This window comes from Ruegeria sp. AN11, assembly GCF_056536005.1.
The window spans coordinates 40,712-58,133 of record NZ_JBQFJD010000002.1; the positions used below are offsets into that span (position 1 = coordinate 40,712).

15 protein-coding genes are annotated in these 17,422 nt (G+C 57.5%); 4 read left to right on the forward strand and 11 right to left on the reverse strand.

Translation table 11 applies throughout. The features are described 5' to 3' along the window. Nucleotides 1–54 precede the first annotated feature (54 nt). From ACR3EQ_RS20170 to ACR3EQ_RS20185, 4 genes are read right to left on the reverse strand one after another with little or no spacing between them, the layout of a single operon-like run. On the reverse strand, nt 55–1,329 hold the full coding sequence (locus tag ACR3EQ_RS20170; protein ID WP_170614076.1) for a bifunctional folylpolyglutamate synthase/dihydrofolate synthase: 1,275 nt from the start codon (nt 1,327–1,329) through the stop codon (nt 55–57). After that, nucleotides 1,326–2,258 (reverse strand): acetyl-CoA carboxylase, carboxyltransferase subunit beta, encoded by a 933-nt coding sequence (accD, locus tag ACR3EQ_RS20175; RefSeq protein WP_170614077.1) that lies wholly within the window; start codon nt 2,256–2,258, stop codon nt 1,326–1,328. The genes ACR3EQ_RS20170 and accD overlap by 4 nt, the downstream gene beginning before the upstream one ends. A gap of 59 nt (nt 2,259–2,317) precedes the next feature. Further along, nucleotides 2,318–3,220 (reverse strand): CPBP family intramembrane glutamic endopeptidase, encoded by a 903-nt coding sequence (locus ACR3EQ_RS20180; RefSeq protein WP_480441121.1) that lies wholly within the window; start codon nt 3,218–3,220, stop codon nt 2,318–2,320. Beyond that, on the reverse strand, nt 3,210–6,296 hold the full coding sequence (locus tag ACR3EQ_RS20185) for an ABC transporter transmembrane domain-containing protein (RefSeq protein WP_480491863.1): 3,087 nt from the start codon (nt 6,294–6,296) through the stop codon (nt 3,210–3,212). Before ACR3EQ_RS20185 ends, ACR3EQ_RS20180 begins: the two co-directional genes overlap by 11 nt. A gap of 247 nt (nt 6,297–6,543) precedes the next feature. Here ACR3EQ_RS20185 and ACR3EQ_RS20190 point away from each other — a divergent pair, with 247 nt between their 5' ends. From ACR3EQ_RS20190 to ACR3EQ_RS20200, 3 genes are all read left to right on the forward strand, one after another. Then, nucleotides 6,544–7,305, forward strand: a complete 762-nt coding sequence (locus tag ACR3EQ_RS20190) for a DUF6478 family protein (protein ID WP_480491865.1) — start codon at nt 6,544–6,546, stop codon at nt 7,303–7,305. A gap of 12 nt (nt 7,306–7,317) precedes the next feature. Next, entirely contained in the window at nt 7,318–7,677 is a 360-nt protein-coding gene (locus ACR3EQ_RS20195; RefSeq protein WP_480491866.1) for a hypothetical protein, read from the forward strand. A gap of 110 nt (nt 7,678–7,787) precedes the next feature. After that, nucleotides 7,788–9,314 (forward strand): MFS transporter, encoded by a 1,527-nt coding sequence (locus ACR3EQ_RS20200; protein ID WP_480491868.1) that lies wholly within the window; start codon nt 7,788–7,790, stop codon nt 9,312–9,314. A gap of 65 nt (nt 9,315–9,379) precedes the next feature. Here ACR3EQ_RS20200 and ACR3EQ_RS20205 read toward each other — a convergent pair whose 3' ends face one another. From ACR3EQ_RS20205 to ACR3EQ_RS20235, 7 genes are all read right to left on the reverse strand, one after another. Beyond that, nucleotides 9,380–10,723 (reverse strand): S41 family peptidase, encoded by a 1,344-nt coding sequence (locus tag ACR3EQ_RS20205; protein WP_480491870.1) that lies wholly within the window; start codon nt 10,721–10,723, stop codon nt 9,380–9,382. A 6-nt stretch (nt 10,724–10,729) separates the two neighbouring features. Further along, nucleotides 10,730–11,860 carry a murein hydrolase activator EnvC family protein gene (locus tag ACR3EQ_RS20210; protein ID WP_480491872.1) on the reverse strand — a complete coding sequence of 377 codons (1,131 nt, stop codon included), beginning with the start codon at nt 11,858–11,860 and terminating at the stop codon, nt 10,730–10,732. Then, complete coding sequence (gpmI, locus tag ACR3EQ_RS20215; protein WP_170614084.1) at nt 11,857–13,374, reverse strand: 2,3-bisphosphoglycerate-independent phosphoglycerate mutase; 1,518 nt, start codon at nt 13,372–13,374, stop codon at nt 11,857–11,859. The genes ACR3EQ_RS20210 and gpmI overlap by 4 nt, the downstream gene beginning before the upstream one ends. Before the next feature lie 126 nt (nt 13,375–13,500). After that, entirely contained in the window at nt 13,501–15,171 is a 1,671-nt protein-coding gene (locus ACR3EQ_RS20220; RefSeq protein ID WP_480491874.1) for a sulfatase-like hydrolase/transferase, read from the reverse strand. A gap of 69 nt (nt 15,172–15,240) precedes the next feature. After that, nucleotides 15,241–15,477 (reverse strand): (Na+)-NQR maturation NqrM, encoded by a 237-nt coding sequence (nqrM, locus tag ACR3EQ_RS20225; RefSeq protein ID WP_170614086.1) that lies wholly within the window; start codon nt 15,475–15,477, stop codon nt 15,241–15,243. Nucleotides 15,478–15,492: 15 nt separating this feature from the next. Next, on the reverse strand, nt 15,493–16,518 hold the full coding sequence (locus ACR3EQ_RS20230; RefSeq protein ID WP_480491876.1) for an FAD:protein FMN transferase: 1,026 nt from the start codon (nt 16,516–16,518) through the stop codon (nt 15,493–15,495). Between the two features lie 65 nt (nt 16,519–16,583). Next, a complete protein-coding gene (locus ACR3EQ_RS20235; RefSeq protein WP_170614088.1) occupies nt 16,584–16,769 on the reverse strand; it encodes a hypothetical protein in 186 nt (61 codons plus the stop codon). Between the two features lie 122 nt (nt 16,770–16,891). Here ACR3EQ_RS20235 and ACR3EQ_RS20240 point away from each other — a divergent pair, with 122 nt between their 5' ends. Beyond that, a complete protein-coding gene (locus tag ACR3EQ_RS20240) occupies nt 16,892–17,416 on the forward strand; it encodes a CBS domain-containing protein (RefSeq protein ID WP_170614089.1) in 525 nt (174 codons plus the stop codon). Nucleotides 17,417–17,422: the final 6 nt, after the last annotated feature.

Below are 17,422 nucleotides of genomic sequence, written 5' to 3' on the forward strand. Positions count from 1 at the left end.
AGGCTCTGCCCCCTCGCCCCAGCGCGCTCCGAGGTTTTCCAAACAGAAAAACAACTAGCCGTTTTCGCGCAGGATGTTGCCCGCCAGATAGAGCGAGCCACAGATCAGAACACGCGCTTGTGGATCTTTGTCCGTGATTGCTGTCAGGGCTGCCGCGACGTTTTCCGCTGTTGAAGCTGGCAGGCCGACCCTAGCGGCTGCAGCCGCAGTGTCGTCAGCGCTGAGCGTGTTGGCCTCGCCGGGAATGGATACGGCGGTCAGGCTTTCGGCCTGATCGGCAAGCGGCGCCAGATAACCAGTGACGTCCTTGGTGTTCAGCATGCCGCAGATCATGTGTGTCGGGCGTTTGGGCAGTTTCGCCAGAACGTCGGCCAACGCCACGCCAGCAGCAGCGTTGTGGCCCCCGTCGAGCCACAGTTCAGCGAGCGGAGCCTGTTCTGTCAGTGGCCCTGTTTTCAGGCGCTGCATGCGTGCTGGCCATTCGGCTTTGGTCGCGGCGGCCTCATAGGCGTCATCGCCCATTTGCAGATGGCGCAGAACCGCCAGCGCTGCGCCCGCGTTTTGAATTTGGTGCGCGCCCAGCAGATTGGGAAGCGGCAGATCGCGCAATCCTGTTTCGTCCTGATAGATCAGGCGTCCGTTTTCTTCGTTTACGTGCCAGTGTTGGCCATTAACAAGCAGTGGCGCACCCAGTCGCGAGGCGGTGTATTCAATGACCTCGAGCGCCTCGTCTTCTTGCGGGCCCACGATACAGGTCACTCCGGGCTTGATGATGCCGGCCTTTTCGGCTGCAATTTTGCCCAATGTGTCGCCAAGGAACTGTTCGTGGTCAATCGAAACCGGCGTGATGACTGTAACCGCAGGCTGTTCCACGACGTTGGTTGCATCCAGGCGGCCACCCAGCCCGACTTCAAGGAGCGTATAGTCAGCTTGCGTGCGGGCGAAAGCCAGCAGGGCCGCACAGGTGGTGATTTCGAAATAGGTGATATTCTCACCATTGTTTGCGGCGTAACACTCGTCCAGAACCGCCGTAAGGTCAGGCTCCGAGATCAGCTCTCCCGCCAGTCGGATTCGCTCGTGAAAGCGGGCCAGGTGGGGGGATGTGTATGCGTGAGCTGTCAGCCCGGCCCCTTCGATCCCTGCGCGGATCATGGCTTGCGTCGAACCTTTGCCGTTGGTTCCGGCAATATGGATGACCGGCGGCAATCGGTTTTGCGGGTGGTCCAGAGCTGCCAGCAAGCGCCACACACGATCCAGAGTCAGATCGATGATCTTGGGATGCAGCGCCATCATCCGATCAAGGATGACGTCGGATGTCGGGGTCGTCATTTCTCGCCTGCGCCCTCGGTCGAAGCTTCGACCGGTGCTTCTTCCGGCTCTGGTGCGGGAAGGTCGCCTTTGACGGCTGGCGGCAGGCCCATCAGCATTCGGGTGATGGTGATCAGTTCATCGCGCATTTCGGTGCGTTTTGTCACACGGTCAAGCATCCCGTGATCCAGCAGATATTCAGCGCGCTGGAATCCTTCGGGCAGTTTCTCGCGGATGGTCTGTTCGATCACGCGCGGTCCGGCAAAGCAGATCAGCGCATTCGGCTCCGAGATATGCACATCGCCCAGCATCGCATAAGACGCGGTAACGCCGCCGGTGGTCGGGTGGGTCAGCACCACGATATAGGGCAGGTTCGCCTCTTTCAGCATTTCCACCGCGACCGTGGTACGGGGCATCTGCATGAGGCTCAGGATGCCTTCCTGCATTCGCGCGCCACCGGCGGCCGAAAACAGGATCAGCGGGCGTTTGAGTTTCACGGCCTCCTGCGCGGCTGCGATGATGGCGTTGCCGACATACATGCCCATCGATCCGCCCATGAACGAAAAATCCTGCGCCGCAGCTACAACCGGTGTCCGGCCAATTTCACCGCTCACGACAAGCATCGCCTCTTTCTCGCCGGTCTTCTTCTGGGCCGCTTTCATGCGGTCGGGATATTTCTTTTGATCCCGGAAATGCAGTGGATCGTCCTTCGGCGCGGGGACTTCGACCTCGGTGAAAATACCGCCATCAAACAGATGCTTAAACCGCTCTCGCGGCGTGATTGCCATGTGGTGATCACATTGCGTGCAGACATTCTGGTTGTCGGCCAGTTCGCGGTGAAACAGCATGGTTCCGCACTCATCGCACTTGTGCCACAGGTTTTCGGGCACTTCCCTGCGCGAGAAGATCGAGTTGATCCGGGGGCGGACGTAGTTTGTGATCCAGTTCATGTCGGAACCTTGCTGATGCGGTTTTGACGTCAAATAAGGCGCTACGTCAGGAAATGCAATCAGCGCCTCAGCGCAAGCCGTGCGGTTAGCCAGCAAACAACCATCATCACGAAATCCACATACAGCCAGTGTCGTATCGCGTCTGTTTGGGACATGTCATAGGGCAGAAGGAACAAGGCAAGACCGCTGAGGTTGTCAGGTATCGAGAAAAACAGCAACGCCACAACGTTGTTGAAAAAGTGCAGCGCAATAGCAGGACCAAGGGTACCCGACCGCGCGGTGAGATCGGCATTGATCAGGCCAAAAGCGCCGGCCCAGATTGCGATCAGAAGGGCGTTCTCTCCGGATGTGGCCGGTGCGTAGTGACCGGCCGCGAACAACAAGGCAGGCAGACCCATCCAAATCAGGCGTGACCGAAACCGCGCAGCCAGTGATTGCTGAATGTAGCCGCGAAACAGGATTTCCTCGGCGCTGGTTTGTATCAAAACCGCAGTCAGAGACAGCGGCAACAGCAGCAGCCACGTTTCGAAAGCCAAATTGGGTTTGAACGGTGCGCCCAGATTGTATGGCGGCAGGATGAAGATCAACGCGGCCAGCAGCCCCAATGCCAGAAGTACGCGCCAGAACTGGCGAACGCCCAGACGGCGGGGACCCAGGATGGCGTGCAACGGGCGGTTTTGCATCGCCCCGGCAGCCAGTTTGACGCCCAATGTGATGAACCCGAAACTCGACAACAGAATCAACAAAGCAGACGGTGTTGCCCCCGCCTGAAAGCCAGAAACCCACCGCGCTGAGCCGAGACTGAAAATCACGGAAGACAGGGTGAGGTTCAGGAAAATTGCAACACCACCAACAATCACCAGCCCAACCGTCAGCCGCCACAGTTCCGGTCTGTCACGTGCGTCGCGGACAAGCATCTCATGGGCTGCGTATGCCGTATGTGTCGTGATTTTAGGTTCCACTGGAACTGCCGGAATCGGTGAATATGTCCTCTGGGGTTTGCGCGGCGGCAACACGATCGGACACTGTCATCAGGTAACCGGCAACGGTTTCAAGAAGTTGTACGGCGACATTAACGTCGCTCTCCACGACGGCGCGCAGCTCTCCGGCGCCGATCCTGAGAAAGGTACAATCCTGTGTTGCAACCAGATCGAATTGTCTGGCGTCTTTGGTGATAATCGAAAGGTCTCCGATCAATCGTCCCGGCTCGATGACCGAGATTACCCGCTTGAGACCCTTGCTGTCGTTCCATTCCAAATTGGCCTGACCGGAAATACACAGGTAGGCCGCGTCAGGTGCCTCGCCGCGGGCAAAGATGGTCTGCCCGGCTGCGGCCTCGTACCATTGTGCGGAAAACGCCAGCAAACGTTGGTTTCTGCCATCCAGCTTGGAGAACAACTCGGTCGAGGAGATGATCTTGAGCTTCCGGCTCAGGTCCGCCGTAGCGCCTTCTTCCGCTTCTGTTTGTGTTCTTGAAACACCGTCAATACGACCGTCCTTGATTTCGACGAACAGGTCATACGCTTCGGGATGGGCAAAATGATCTTCCATGAAGATCATGATTGAATCAGGCAGCAGCTCACGCAGTTTCAGGCGGGTGCGCAGTCGGCTTTCCGAATCGTGGCTGGCCAGCACCTTGTCCAGCACCAGAATGTCGGGGCGTTTGATGCCCGCCCGCGAAAACGCGGCACGCTCCTGAAAAACGGTCGGCAGGTTGTTTCCCCCCAATCCGGACGGCAGATCGTAAATGATCGCGGCGGCGCGTCGGCGCAGCCCGGCTTCGTTCATAACTTCGGCAACTACATCTTCGATCTCGTCTTTTTTGGCCCCGGCCATGATCGAAATGCGTCCGTAAAGCGCATTCTCGATCACGGTCAGACGCGGAATGTAGAGATCCGGCGACACTGGCAGGAACATCCCCTGCATCGATTCCCGGATTCTTTCTGCCTGCGTCTTTCGAATCGTCAAAATTCTGTTCTTGTACTCGTCCGGAAAATTCGGACCAATCTGCTCGGCCGTAAGAAGGAAGGGCACGGTCATCAGCAGGGCTTTTTCTTTCTGACTGATCGCGGCATCACCCTTGGCTTTGCGACGGTCTTCGATGTCCAGCAGGCTGTGGAACATGTCGCGAGACAGGCCAAGGCGCAAAAACAGAGGGTGATCCGTGCCATCCCGACCAAATGCCTGAGTCAGCGTTTCCAGCACGGCACTGGAAATGCTCATGGCGTCATCGTCCAGGGCGTTCGCGCTGAGCATTGCCTGGAATCGATCATCTTCGGCAAGCGTTTCCGGAGAGATATCCTGCGACGGAGACGCAAACAGCAGGTTGCCGCCCAAGGGAACGGCGGGGTTGAACTGTTCCGGGTCGAATCTGAAGACATATCGGTCCAACCCGCGATCGCGCAGACGCTCGGCGACGATCCCGCGCAGATCAACAACGTCTTTTGCCAAAGCCGGATGCTGTTCCGGGTCGAACCGGGAGCGTAAAGTACGGCGGAACATGAACTCGTCGATCCCCATAGCTTCGACAAGCTGGAACCACCAGTCGCGGATGTCGTCAGCACTATCCAGCCCAGCCAGGCTGGGGTCGACCCATTCATCCGACAGGGAATCGGGGGGGTTTCCGGCCCGCACGGCCTCGATCTGCCGACGCGAAGGGGCCTTTATCGCGTCCGACTGATGTTGCGGGCGGATCCGCAGGGGCATCAGCAGATTGTCCCCCAGTGTTCCATCGAACAGGTAGGGGCGTGAATAGGCATACCCAATTCGGGCGGCAATCACTGTTTGATGCAGCGAATTGAGATTGTGACCCGCCATAATCACGTCGCCTTGTACCGGCAGCAGCTCTCTTGTCAGCAGTTGAGCCAGCGCACCACGCTCGGCCGCTTGTGGCGACTGTATCGCCACCCGGGCACCCTTTGGGATTGTCAGGTCGATATCTTCAAGAATGGTCTTGCCGTCATCATCGCGGACCGTCACGTTCCGCAACTCGATGTCACCGGTCAGGTGCGGGATGGTTTCGGGTTCTCCGGAAAACAGTTCCTCGGGGATCATGTTGGCTGGGGCAAAACGCTCTATCACGATTTCCCAACGCAGCGACATGTCCTGCACCTGATTGTAGTAGGTCAGCAGATCCTTCCAAGGGCCACTCAGATCCTTGTAGGCCCCAAGTGCGGCGACCAGTGCGCCCACTGTCACCTCTCCCGTGATCGCAAGATAACCGCCGACAGAGTAGAACAGAAACGGCGTCATCTGTGTGATCAGGTTGTTGATAAACTTCATGAAAAATTTCTTGTTGTAGATCTTGAAGCGGATCTCGAACAAGATACCCAGCCGATGGCTGAACTGCGCCAGCCGATAACGCCAGCCGCCATTGGTGCGCAGATCACTGATGCCCGCCGCACTCTCACCGATTTCCGAGCTTAGATGTCGAACCTGTTGAATTCTGTCCTTGTTCAGCAGGTTGATCTGGCGTTGCAGTTTCGGGATCAGCCAGGCCTGCAATGGGATCAGCGCGACACTGGCCAATCCGAACCAGACGCTTTGCATGAACAGAAATGTGACGATTGTCATCATCTGCCCGAATTGAAACACCGGTTGGGCAATCGCGTCGCCCATCAGCCCGCCCATCGGTTCGGCCTCGGAGGTGATCATCGAAACCAATTCGCCCTGGCTGGTGGTGGCGAAATAGGACTTCGGGAACCGCATCGTTCGCTGGATCAGAGAAAAGCGAAGGCGGCGCAGCATACGCTCGGCCAGCACGCCCTTCATCGTGTTGATGCGCATCTTCATCAACCCGCTGGCAATCACCGTTGCCAGAAATGCAAAGCACAGGATCCAAAGGTATTGGATCTGCGTCACGGTATGGCCCCAGATCGTCACCGTGTCGGTGGGCGCCCCAATTGCATCGTTTATGATCTGTTTGGGTAACTCGAGCGAGGCATAGAGAAAGGGAAACGACAATACGGTCAGCAGCAACAATACAAGCTGCTGTTTCTTTGAATATTTCCAGATAAACGAAAACAGAGTGGGTTCCATGACCGCCCTTGTCCTGAGAAATTCGGATGTGCGCTGTTTGACGGATGTTCCACTGCGATCCGGTATCAGACGGTAAGCACTGCCCCGGTCTATTGCAAGAACGGGCGCGGCTTTGGCAGAAAGGTGCGGTTCTGTCCAGCCCGCCGCAGATCACATTTCCGGAAAATTAAGCGCTGAAATGCTGTAATTCGGGTTTAACCGCCACTTGGTCTTTGACTAAACAGGTACAACTTTGGACGATAGGATCATGGGCAGTTTTCTGGATCGCTATATGCATCGCAAGTCTCTGGGGCATTGGCGCCAAGCCGCAAAGGCTGCGACCGAAACGCCTGAGCCATTGCTGCGCAGGCAACGGGATGAGGCGCGCAAATTGCGGACACATCTTGACCTGTTGATCCAACAGGCCGACGGGCGGCTGGCCCGGCCACTGATTGGTTCGGTGCAGTTTCCCAAACCGCTTGGCACGGACTGGTCCTGGCGTCCGGATTTGTGGCGCGAGCCGCTGTCCAGGCACGGCGTCGCCTCGGCCCCGCGAAAAGCGCCGATGGACCGGCAGGTAACCCTGTTTCATGATTGCGAGCAGTCCGAAATCGGAATGCGCCAAATACGCAATCGCCGTGACAAGGACCTCGCCCCATTCAGCCTTGCGATCGAGGTGTTCGGGTTCACCGGTTCTTTCCTGTCCCTGTCGGTCGAGCTCCCACCGGACGCAGCGCAAGACCTGACGCGCCAACACCTGATGCGTGTCGACACGCTGATCGAATGCGAGCGGAACGCAGGCATTTTCGCACGTCTCAACATTCAGCACGGCCCAAATACGGAACAGGTGTTGCGCAAACTTGACGAAAGCCGAACCTCGAACGCAATGGACTTTGACCTTGCGCATCTGTCTTTGAACGAGAAACGTGTTGAAAAGATCTGGCTGGATCTGATCTTTGACGATCCTGGGATGAATCGGATCGTTTTGCGCGATTTGACGTTTTGCCGCCATTTCCGAGCTGACTTGTAAGGTGCTTGCCGCATGACCCTTCCCTCCCTCACATGCACACGGTTCGAAGACGGGCTTTGGCAAGGCCATCTGCAGGCCGAAACGGAACCCAAGATCGAAGTGCGCTATCTCGGTGAACCGCTGGAAAAGTTCAGCGTTTCACGCGCGGATGGCGGTTGGGATCTGAGTATTCAGTTGCCCATCTCTGCCCTTTCCGAAGGGGTGCACTGTTTTGTGATCGTCGACACCGCAACGACGAACAAACTGGGCGACATCACGGTGATCGCGGGCACTCCCGCTGCGGATAACCTGAGGGCTGAGGTGGAGCTTTTGCGCGCCGAACTGGACATGCTGAAACGCGCATTCCGACGGATCTGCGGCAACGCGGAATAGGCCGGGCGTTCAGCCTGTCGTACCGGCTGGACCGTTAAACTGCTGTTTTCCTATCTTTTTTGACCGGCTTGATGCATTATCGGGACATCCGGAGCAACCTGGGTTTCTCAATGGACCGCAGTAGTATCATCAAGGTCATCGCCCTTATGGTGACCGCATTTGGGATCGGAATTGATTTTACCGGCGCTTTGATGCTGATCCCGGCCATCGAAAACAGCTTTGATGCCGACATTACAAGCACCCAGTGGGTGCTCAACATCTACGCCCTGTTTTTCGCCATGACCATGGTCGCCGGCGGGCGGCTCGGCGACATGTACGGGCACCGAAAGATCATGATCATCGGTCTTTCGATCTTCCTGTTTTCTTCCATCCTATGCTTTGTCGCCCCCGGTCTGGACTACCTGATCGGAGCACGGGCCCTGCAAGGCATCGGAGCCGGATGTATCTGGCCCTGCACACTGGCCTTCGGCGCCACCAAAGTGTCAAAGCCCGAGCATCGGGCTCTGGTTATGGGGCTGATCCTTGCGGGTGTAACCAGCGGCAATGTCTTCGGTCCGATGATCAGCGGCTTTGCCGTCAACCTTGGTGACTGGCGATTGTTCTTTCTGGCCAACGTCGTGTTTTCTTGCATTTCGATGGCGACAGCCCTGTTCTTGATGGAACGTGAGACCAAACACAAACAAGGCGAACACATCGATTTTGCCGGGATGGGCATCCTGTCGTTCGCGGTCTTGCTGCTGCTGTACGCCCTGGATGTCGGTGCGGATTGGGGCTGGACTTCGGTTCCGCTGCTTCTTCTGTTCTTTGTCAGCGCAGTCCTGTTCCTGTTGTTCCCACGTGTCGAAAAACGCGTAAAGGAACCTTTGCTGCTGCCTCAGTTGATGCAGAATCGAGAGTTTTTGATCACGCTGGGCCTGAATATGTTCAATGTGTCTGCGGCCTTTGTGGGTTTGCTGTATTTCCCGCAATACATGCAGAAAGTTCTGGGCTGGAGCGTGTTTCAATCGGCGCTCGGGCTGGCGCCTCTGACTGTGTTGCTTGCCGTCGGATCCATTGTTTCGGGAACGCTGTACAACGATTTCGGACCAAAACGGCTGATGTTCTGGGGCTACCTGATCGCGACAATTGGCACAGTAACTGTTGTCGTCTTGCCGCAGGGTCTTGGCTATTTCCAAATTCTGCCAGGCATGGCCTTCATCGGATTGGGGGCGACGCTGACTGTCGGGCCGTCGGGAACGGCGGCAGTCTGCGCGGTAAAGCCCGAACGGGCGGGTCTCGTCGGCGGGCTGAGCTTCATGACCCACCTGGTCTACGGGGCCATTGCCGTCGCCTGCGCCACGGCAATCATGTATGTCACAAGCCTTGCCAGCCTGCGCGACAAACTGACAGCGGCCGGTGTCACACTGTCTGATGCTGAACTTCAGGCAATCAATGGCGGAACGCTGACCACCAAATCCGCACAGGCAGTCATGCAGAAGCTCGGCGAAAGTGAAGTTGCGACGGTCAAAACCGCGATAGCCGGAGCATTCGATACCGGCATGAACATGGCATTTGTCTTTGCAGCGATTTCCGTGTCCGTCGGGATCGTACTTGCGCTGATGCTGGATGAAAGCAAGCTGCACAAAATAGAAAGCTGATCGCAGCCGATGAAAGATCTGTTCCGGTAACGAGGGCCGCCGAAACCGGCGGCCCAATTTATTTGTTACTGCGAAGGCCCGTTGTTGGGGTTGAAGGCCGACAGGCCTTTCAGGATATCGATGGCGTAGGCCAACTGATAGTCCTTTTCCCGCAACTCGGCAGTCGCTTCGGCACGGGCCCGGTCTTCTTCGATCTGGCGAATTTCATCCTCGCTCAGGCTGTCGTTGTTCAGGCTGCCACGCAAGTCGGCCTCGGACCGGGTGCGTGCATTGCCCTCTTCCTCTTCGGGTTCTGGGGCTGGGCGCGGTTGCTCTACGATGATGTCGGGGCTGACGCCAAGCGCCTGAATCGAGCGGCCCGAAGGCGTATAATAGCGTGAAGTGGTCAGACGCATTGCGCCGTCGCCGCGCAATGGCATGACTGTCTGGACCGAGCCTTTGCCAAAGCTCTTGGTGCCAACAACAATCGCACGGCGATGATCCTGAAGCGCCCCCGCCACAATTTCCGAAGCCGAGGCTGACCCGCCGTTGATCAGAACCACGATCGGCTTGCCTTCGGTCAGATCGCCAGCAGTTGCATTGAACCTTTCGCCTTCGCCTGGATCGCGGCCGCGGGTCGAAACGATTTCGCCTTCATTCAAAAAGGCGTCCGACACCTTGATCGCCTGTGTCAGCAAGCCGCCCGGATTGTTCCGCAAATCCAGCACTACGCCATTGACCTTTTCGATCCCGCCGGCTTCTTCGATCTGCTCTTTCAATCCGGCTTCCAGATTGGGGTAGGTCTGATCATTGAATGTGGTCACACGCAGAACGACGCTGGTGCCTTCGGTCCGTGCTCGTACGGCGGTCAACTTGATGGTGTCGCGGATAATGGTGACGTCAAACGGTTCCTGCTCGCCTTCGCGCACCACCGTGATCACGATCTCCGAACCGACCGGCCCGCGCATCAGATCCACCGCCTTGTCCAGCGTCAGGCCCAGAATGCTTTCACCATCAACGTGGGTGATGAAGTCGCCGGCTTCGATTCCCGCCTCGTCCGCGGGGGTATCATCGATGGGTGAGACGACTTTGACGAAGCCTTCTTCTTGTGTGACCTCAATCCCCAGCCCGCCGAATTCACCGCGTGTCTGCACGCGCATCTGTTCGGCGTCGTCAGGCGACAGGTAGCTGGAATGCGGATCCAGTGAGGTCAGCATTCCGTCAATGGCTGCCTCGATCAGCTCCTCCGGCTCGACTTCTTCGACATATTGGGCGCGGATACGTTCGAAAATGTCCCCGAACAGATCCAATTGCTCATACACGCTGGCCTTGCTTTCGGCCTCTTGCGCCAGCAAAGGTCCTGCAATCTGAGTGGTTGCGATAATGCCTGCCACAGTTCCGGCCAGACCGGCCATCACAAATCTCTTCATGTTTGTTTATCCATCCTTGTTGGTCCGAAACCACGATTCCGGGTCCACCGGACTATTATCCTGTCTTACCTCTATATAGAGCGTTTCTGACCGGTCAGTTCCAGTGCCATCACTTGTAGTTGACAAAATAGCGCCGATTTCCGGCGTTTCACCAGGCATTAGCCCCACCGGCGTTCCTTCGGTGATCACTTCTCCGGGTGTACCGAAGACTTCTTGCAACCCGGAAAAGACAAAAAGCAATCCGGGCTGGGGTTCCAGGATCATCAGGTTGCCAAGGTCCAGCAGCGGCCCACGATACCGGATCGTCGCCGCGGTGGGTGTCGTGACCAGCGCGCGCGGCCGGGTGCCCAGCACGATACCGGGGCGCTTCACCCCGGCGGCGTCCGTTTCCCCTGAACTGTGCAGCAGAACACCCTGAACGGGCAAAGCAAGGTTTCCTTTTCTGTTCGAAATATCGGCGTCGGTTTCGGCAATACCGCCTTCCGATATTTCGGCCAGACCGCTGGCAAATCCATCCAGAGTTTCCGTCGAGGAAATCAGGATCGCCGTGCTGATGGGGTCTTCGACAAACCGGCGCGGCAGGTCCGTTCGATCGGCAATGGCCTCGCTAAGCTTGGTGCGCGCATTCTGCACTCCGGTCAGACCCTTGGTCAGGGTTTCGGCGGCGTTTTGCTGCAGCTGGCGTAGTGTCCGGACCTCGTGCAAGTCCTGAGCAAGCGCCCGCGCACGTGCATTCAGGCCGGGCGTGACTTCGGCCAGCATCATGCCGGTACGCGCGGCCCCCAAAGGACCGGACGGATGCAGGATCAGAACGGGCGGCGTCGTCGTTTCGATGGTTTGCAACACGCCTAGCAACTGCGCGATTTCTTTTTCCCGCGCGCGCAGTTCTTCTGTCAGCTGCACCTCTCGGGTGGCGGCCTTTCGCAAGCCGTCGCGCATGGCGCTTAGCCCGGCTTCATAAGCCTGCACCGTTTCGGTCAGGGCGCGCACCCGATCCCGGGCGCTGTCGGCTTCGGCCAGCGCAATCGAGGCCTCTTCCAGCATCTGCGCTGCGTCCAGCGCGGCTGCCGACGGGTCCGTTTGGGCGCAAACAGGCGAGGCCAGCAAGACCGAAAGAAGCGCGGCCCGTAAAGTCATGACAGAAGGCTCTGGCCGGTCATTTCCGGGGGTTGATCCAGTCCCATCAGCGCTAGAAGCGTTGGTGCCAGGTCCGACAGCCGGCCATTGCGCATTTTGGCACCTGCGGGTCCACCGACCAGCGCTACAGGCACCCGGTTCAATGTATGAGCGGTATGCGGTCCACCGGTTTCAGGGTCGACCATGACTTCGCAATTCCCGTGATCGGCTGTCACGATCATGGCTCCGCCTGCTTTGTACAGCGCGGCAACCACCTGCGCCAGACCTTGATCAACGGCTTCGCAGGCCTTTATCGCGGCGTTCAGATCGCCTGTGTGCCCGACCATATCCGGGTTGGCGTAATTGGTGACGATCAGATCATACCCGGCTTCGATGGCCTCGACGAATTTGGCCGTGACCTCGGCTGACGACATCTCGGGCTGAAGATCATAGGTTGCCACCTTGGGCGATTTCGGCATGAAACGGTCTTCGCCAACCTCGGGCGTTTCCTTGCCGCCGTTCAGAAAGAACGTCACATGAGGATATTTTTCGGTTTCCGCCAAGCGGAACTGCCGCAACCCCTGTTTGGCAACCCATTCCCCAAGCGTGTTGACGATGGCGCGTTTCGGGAAAACGGTGGTCATGTAGGCGTTGTGCCCGTCGGAGTATTCAACCATTCCCAGCAAAGCTGACAGGGCCGGGCGCGGTCCGGTGTCGAAATCGTCGAATCCCGGCTCGCCAATGGCGCGCAGTATTTCCCGCGCACGGTCGGCGCGGAAATTTAGACAGAAAATACCATCGCCATCGTGGACACCTGTGTAGCCGCTCAGAACCGTGGGTGTGATGAATTCATCCGTTTCGGATTGGTTATACGCATGGTCCACAGCACCATGTACGGTGGCGGCGGTACGCCCCTGCCCCTTAATGATCGCCTCATAGGCTTCTGCAACGCGTTCCCAGCGATTGTCGCGGTCCATGGCATAATACCGCCCGCTGACAGTCACGATCCGTGCCCCAACCGGCAGGCGCTCTTCCAGTTCGGCCAAGAACCCAGATGCGGATTTTGGCGCAACGTCCCGTCCGTCTGTGATGGCGTGCAACGCGACAGGTACACCTGCGTCTGTCACGGCCTTGGCCGCAGCAATGATGTGATCAAGATGGCCATGTACCCCGCCATCCGAAGCGATACCCATCAAGTGCGCCGTCCCGCCCGAGGCCTTTACCTTACTGATGAAGGCCTGAAGGGCATTGTTTTCAAAGAAACTGCCATCCTCGATCGACAGATCAATCTGTCCCAGATCCATGGCAACCACTCGCCCGGCCCCAATGTTCGTGTGCCCGACCTCAGAATTTCCCATCTGCCCGCAGGGCAGACCCACATCCGGCCCATGTGTAATCAACGTCGCATGGGGGCCGCGTTCCATGATCGCGTCAAAGGTCGGCGTTTTCGCCAGATAAGGTGCGTTGGCCTGCGTGTCTTCGGACAATCCCCAGCCATCTAGGATGCACAGGACAACGGGTTTGGGGGCGGCCATGAAGTTTCTCCGGAAAACTGCTTTGACAGTCTTCTACCCGCTGCCCATCCGGGCGTGAACCGTCTTTGCGGTGTGTGAAGCAGAATTAATCGGTCCCTTCGTCACTTTGGCGCGAAACCCGCGTATTCAGTCCTTCAGATAATCCTTGTAAGGATGTGCCTTGCGGTTGCGGTATTTGACCGTCAGTTCCAGCGGAGTGTCGTTTTCGTCGTAAATACCGATCATGATCCCTGTGCCCCCGCTTCGGCTGCGCATTCCGATCAACTGCTCTTCAGACCGGGTTGTGCGCTGTGACGGGCGACGCGCCCAGGCAAACAGGTGATCATACATCTGGGCGATGACGTCCGTGTGGTCCGCACTGTCACCCAAGTCGTCCAGTTCGTCGGGATCGTTTTCAAGATCGAACAGGATCGGCCTGTGCCCGCCTTCGCAATGGACAAGTTTCCATTTCTCGTTGGCGACCATGAACATCACGGCATCGCGTACAGACGCATTCAGTTTTTGCGCAATGGGAGAAGCGGAGTAGTCGTATTCGCAGACTGCGACACTGCGGGGCGTTTTGTCGGCTTGCCCGCGAAGGATAGGCAGCAGGGAATGCCCTTCCAGGATATGCCCGGCCTTTTCGCCGCCCGCCACCTCAAGAAAGGTCGGGGCCAGATCAATCGCCTCGACCAGCGCGTCGCATGTGGTGCCTCGCGTGGCGTCCGCCTGAGAGGAAGGGTCGTAGATGATCAGGGGCATCTTTGTCGAGGCGTCATGGAAGAAGGTCTTTTCCCCCATCCAGTGATCGCCCAGAAAATCCCCATGGTCCGAGGTCAGCACGATCATCGTGTCGTCCATCCGCCCGGTTTCCTCCATCCAGTCGAACAACCGTCCCATCTGGTCATCCGCCTGTTTGATCAGCCCCATATAGGCCGGGATCACGGCATCGCGGACCTCCTGACGCGAGAAGGCCTGCCCGACTTTCGTGTCCATAAAGGCCCGGAGCACTGGATGCGCATTTTCGCGCTCGGCCTCGGACCGGACCACAGGCAGCACATGTTCGGGTCCATACATCGAGGCATAAGGCTCCGGCACTACGTAAGGCCAGTGCGGCTTGATGTAGCTGAGGTGACAGCACCACGGCCCGTCATGACTTTCCATGAACTCAATGCCACGGGTGGTCAGGTATGGCGTTTCACTGTCTTCTTCCGCGATATTTGCCGGCTCGGATGAGTTTTTAAGGAACCAACCTGACAATACGTTGCCGTCGGCATCCAGGCCGGAATTGGCAAAGTCATGCCAGGGATTGTCGCTGTCGTATCCTTTGTCCCGGAGATATTTATTGTATTTCTTTGCCCCGTCCGGATCATAGAACCCGTCCGGTCCTTCAGCGCGCAACCCGTCATCGCGTTCGAAGACGTCAAATCCGCATTCCGCGACGCGAGCGCCAATGACGCTGTCGGGTTCCAGTCCCAGGCGCGCCATCCCTTCGGCATCGGCAGCCATATGTGTCTTGCCGACCAGCCAGCACCCCATCCCCGCTTTGCGCAGGTGATCGCCCAATGTGATTTCACCAACTTTCAGGGGAATGTTGTTCCATGAGGCACCATGGGAATGCACATAGCGCCCGGTATAGGTCGACATGCGCGAACTTCCGCAGATCGGGGACTGAATATAGGCGCGATCAAACCGGACACCGCGTGCGGCCAGTTTGTCGATATTCGGGGTATGCAGGTGTGGATGTCCGTAACAGCTGAGGTAATCCCAGCGCAGCTGATCGAACATGATGAACAGGATATTTTTGGCTTCGGCCAATGCAATGCCCCCCTTTGATCCGGGACCTGCTTAGCTATTTCCTGCCCAAGAGCGAAGTCCAAACTTCAATCAGGCTTGCCGTTCCATCTGTTCGAGCATTTTTTTGGCGCGTTTGCACTGCAACTGGTCCCGCAGCGGGCTGTTGGGGTCGACGTCTTTTTTGCACACAACGCATTTGTCCGCGCCCGAGATTGCATTCAGGCCGCCGCAGCTGCCTTTGATCGTCTTGCCCATCAGCATGACGCCAAGCGACATCCCGACCATGATGATCAGCAGTAATACGAAGGCCAGAATAAATGTGCTCATCTCAGGTCCTGCCTGTCAGTTGGTGCCCAAAGCGTCTTTGAACGCGGTACTGTGAACAGTAATAAAGGCATCTTCGCCGCCTGTCACATCCCGAGAGATGAAGAACACGGCAAGTTTATGCTTTTCGGCCAGTTCCAGCCCCTTCTCCTGCCCCAGCGCCAGCATTGCCGTCGCCCACGCATCCGCCATCATCGCATTTTCGGCCAGTACGGTGACCGAGGTGGTGCGATGTGTGATCGGTCGTCCGGTCGTGGGATCGATGATATGGGAATATCGCACACCGTCCTGTTCGAAGAAGTTCTTGTAATCGCCCGAGGTCGCCATGCCCAGATCGTTCAGTGATACGATCAGTTGCAGGTTTTGCCCGCCCGCTTCGGGTTTTTCGACCCCGATGCGCCAGACCTCACCCTTGTCATTTTCGCCTTTGGTTACAAGATCGCCACCGATCTCGACCATGTAGTTCTCGATCCCCGCTTCGCTTAGGGTTTCGGCCACCGCGTCGATCCCATAGCCTTTGGCGATAGCCGACAGGTTGATGCCCACTGCCGGATCGGATTTGGCCAGCGTTCCGGCGTCACGGTCCAAGGTCAGCAGCCGGGATTGCCCGACACCTTCCAGAGCGGCTTGAATCTCAGCATCCGACGGCACCGGGTCCTCGGGCTTGCGCGGGCCAAACCCCCACAATTCGATCAGCGGGCCCAGAGTCACGTCAAATGTTCCGCCGGATCTTTCATGCACATCGTCAGCGGCGGTCAAAACCAGAGCGAACTCGTCCGAGACCGGAACGGGCGAAGTGTCGGTCGAAGCTGAAAATGTCGAAACCTCTGAGTTGGGATCCCAGTTGGACATCTTGGCGTTCACTGCGGCCAGTGTTTCCTGCACGGCTGCGGCCAGTGCTTCCTCATCCACATCTTCGCCAATGGCGGTGATGTTGAATGTTGTTCCCATGGTTTCGCCCGACAGACGGACCACTTCGGGTTCCTTGTCAAACAAACAGCCGGAAACAAACAGAACTAAAGCCAGAACAGGCAGATGGCGCATCGGGGAACTCCCTGGAAAACCTAGCCGGGCATATGCCAGCGCCCCATTACAGAGTCAAATCGACATCACAGTTTCATCGGCAGAAAACCCAGCACCAGCAATCCGACCCCGGCAGGTACACCAAACAGCCAGGCCCGTTTTTGCCATCCCGCCTGCTGCTGTTTCCACGCCATTCGGAAATTGTGACCACACACCACGACGGCGAAAAAGATCAGCGCAGCCAGCGGCGGTGTCAGATAAAGGTCTGTCAACGGGTCGGGATTCCTTGTTTGTCAGCAATTTTCCGGGATCAGGGCATTTGCACCCTATACAGGTCGGTTCGCTGCGGTAAGGTGAAAAGACAGCCATCTCAGATAAAAAGAGGAGATTGCCCATGGCCCCAAGCTCTTATCAGCCCCCCACACGCGGCGACAAATCTGGTTCTGCGACCTATAGCCAGTCAGCGGATTCGAACCTGTCGCATACGCAAACGACCGTGGCCAAGCTGCTTGAGGGTAAAGGTGATGCGGTGTTTGCGGTGCGTCCCGCCGATACGATTCATTCGGTAGTGGAACTGCTGAAGGAAAAAAGAATCGGCGCAGTGGTCGTGACCGATCAGAACGGAACCCTGCAAGGCATTCTGTCAGAACGCGATATCGTACGGCGCATGGCGGATACCCCCGGTCAGACTCTGCCGCAGTCGGTCGAAGATCTTATGACCAAGGACGTCAAGACCTGTTCGCCCGAAGACCTGCTGAACGATGTTCTGAAGACAATGACCGATGGACGTTTCCGCCACATGCCGGTTCTGAGTGATGGCCACCTGCGCGGTGTCATCACGATTGGCGACGTTGTTCACTTCCGTCTCAAGGAACTGGAATACGAAGCGCTGCGCATGAAGCAGATGATCGTCGGTTGACCAATT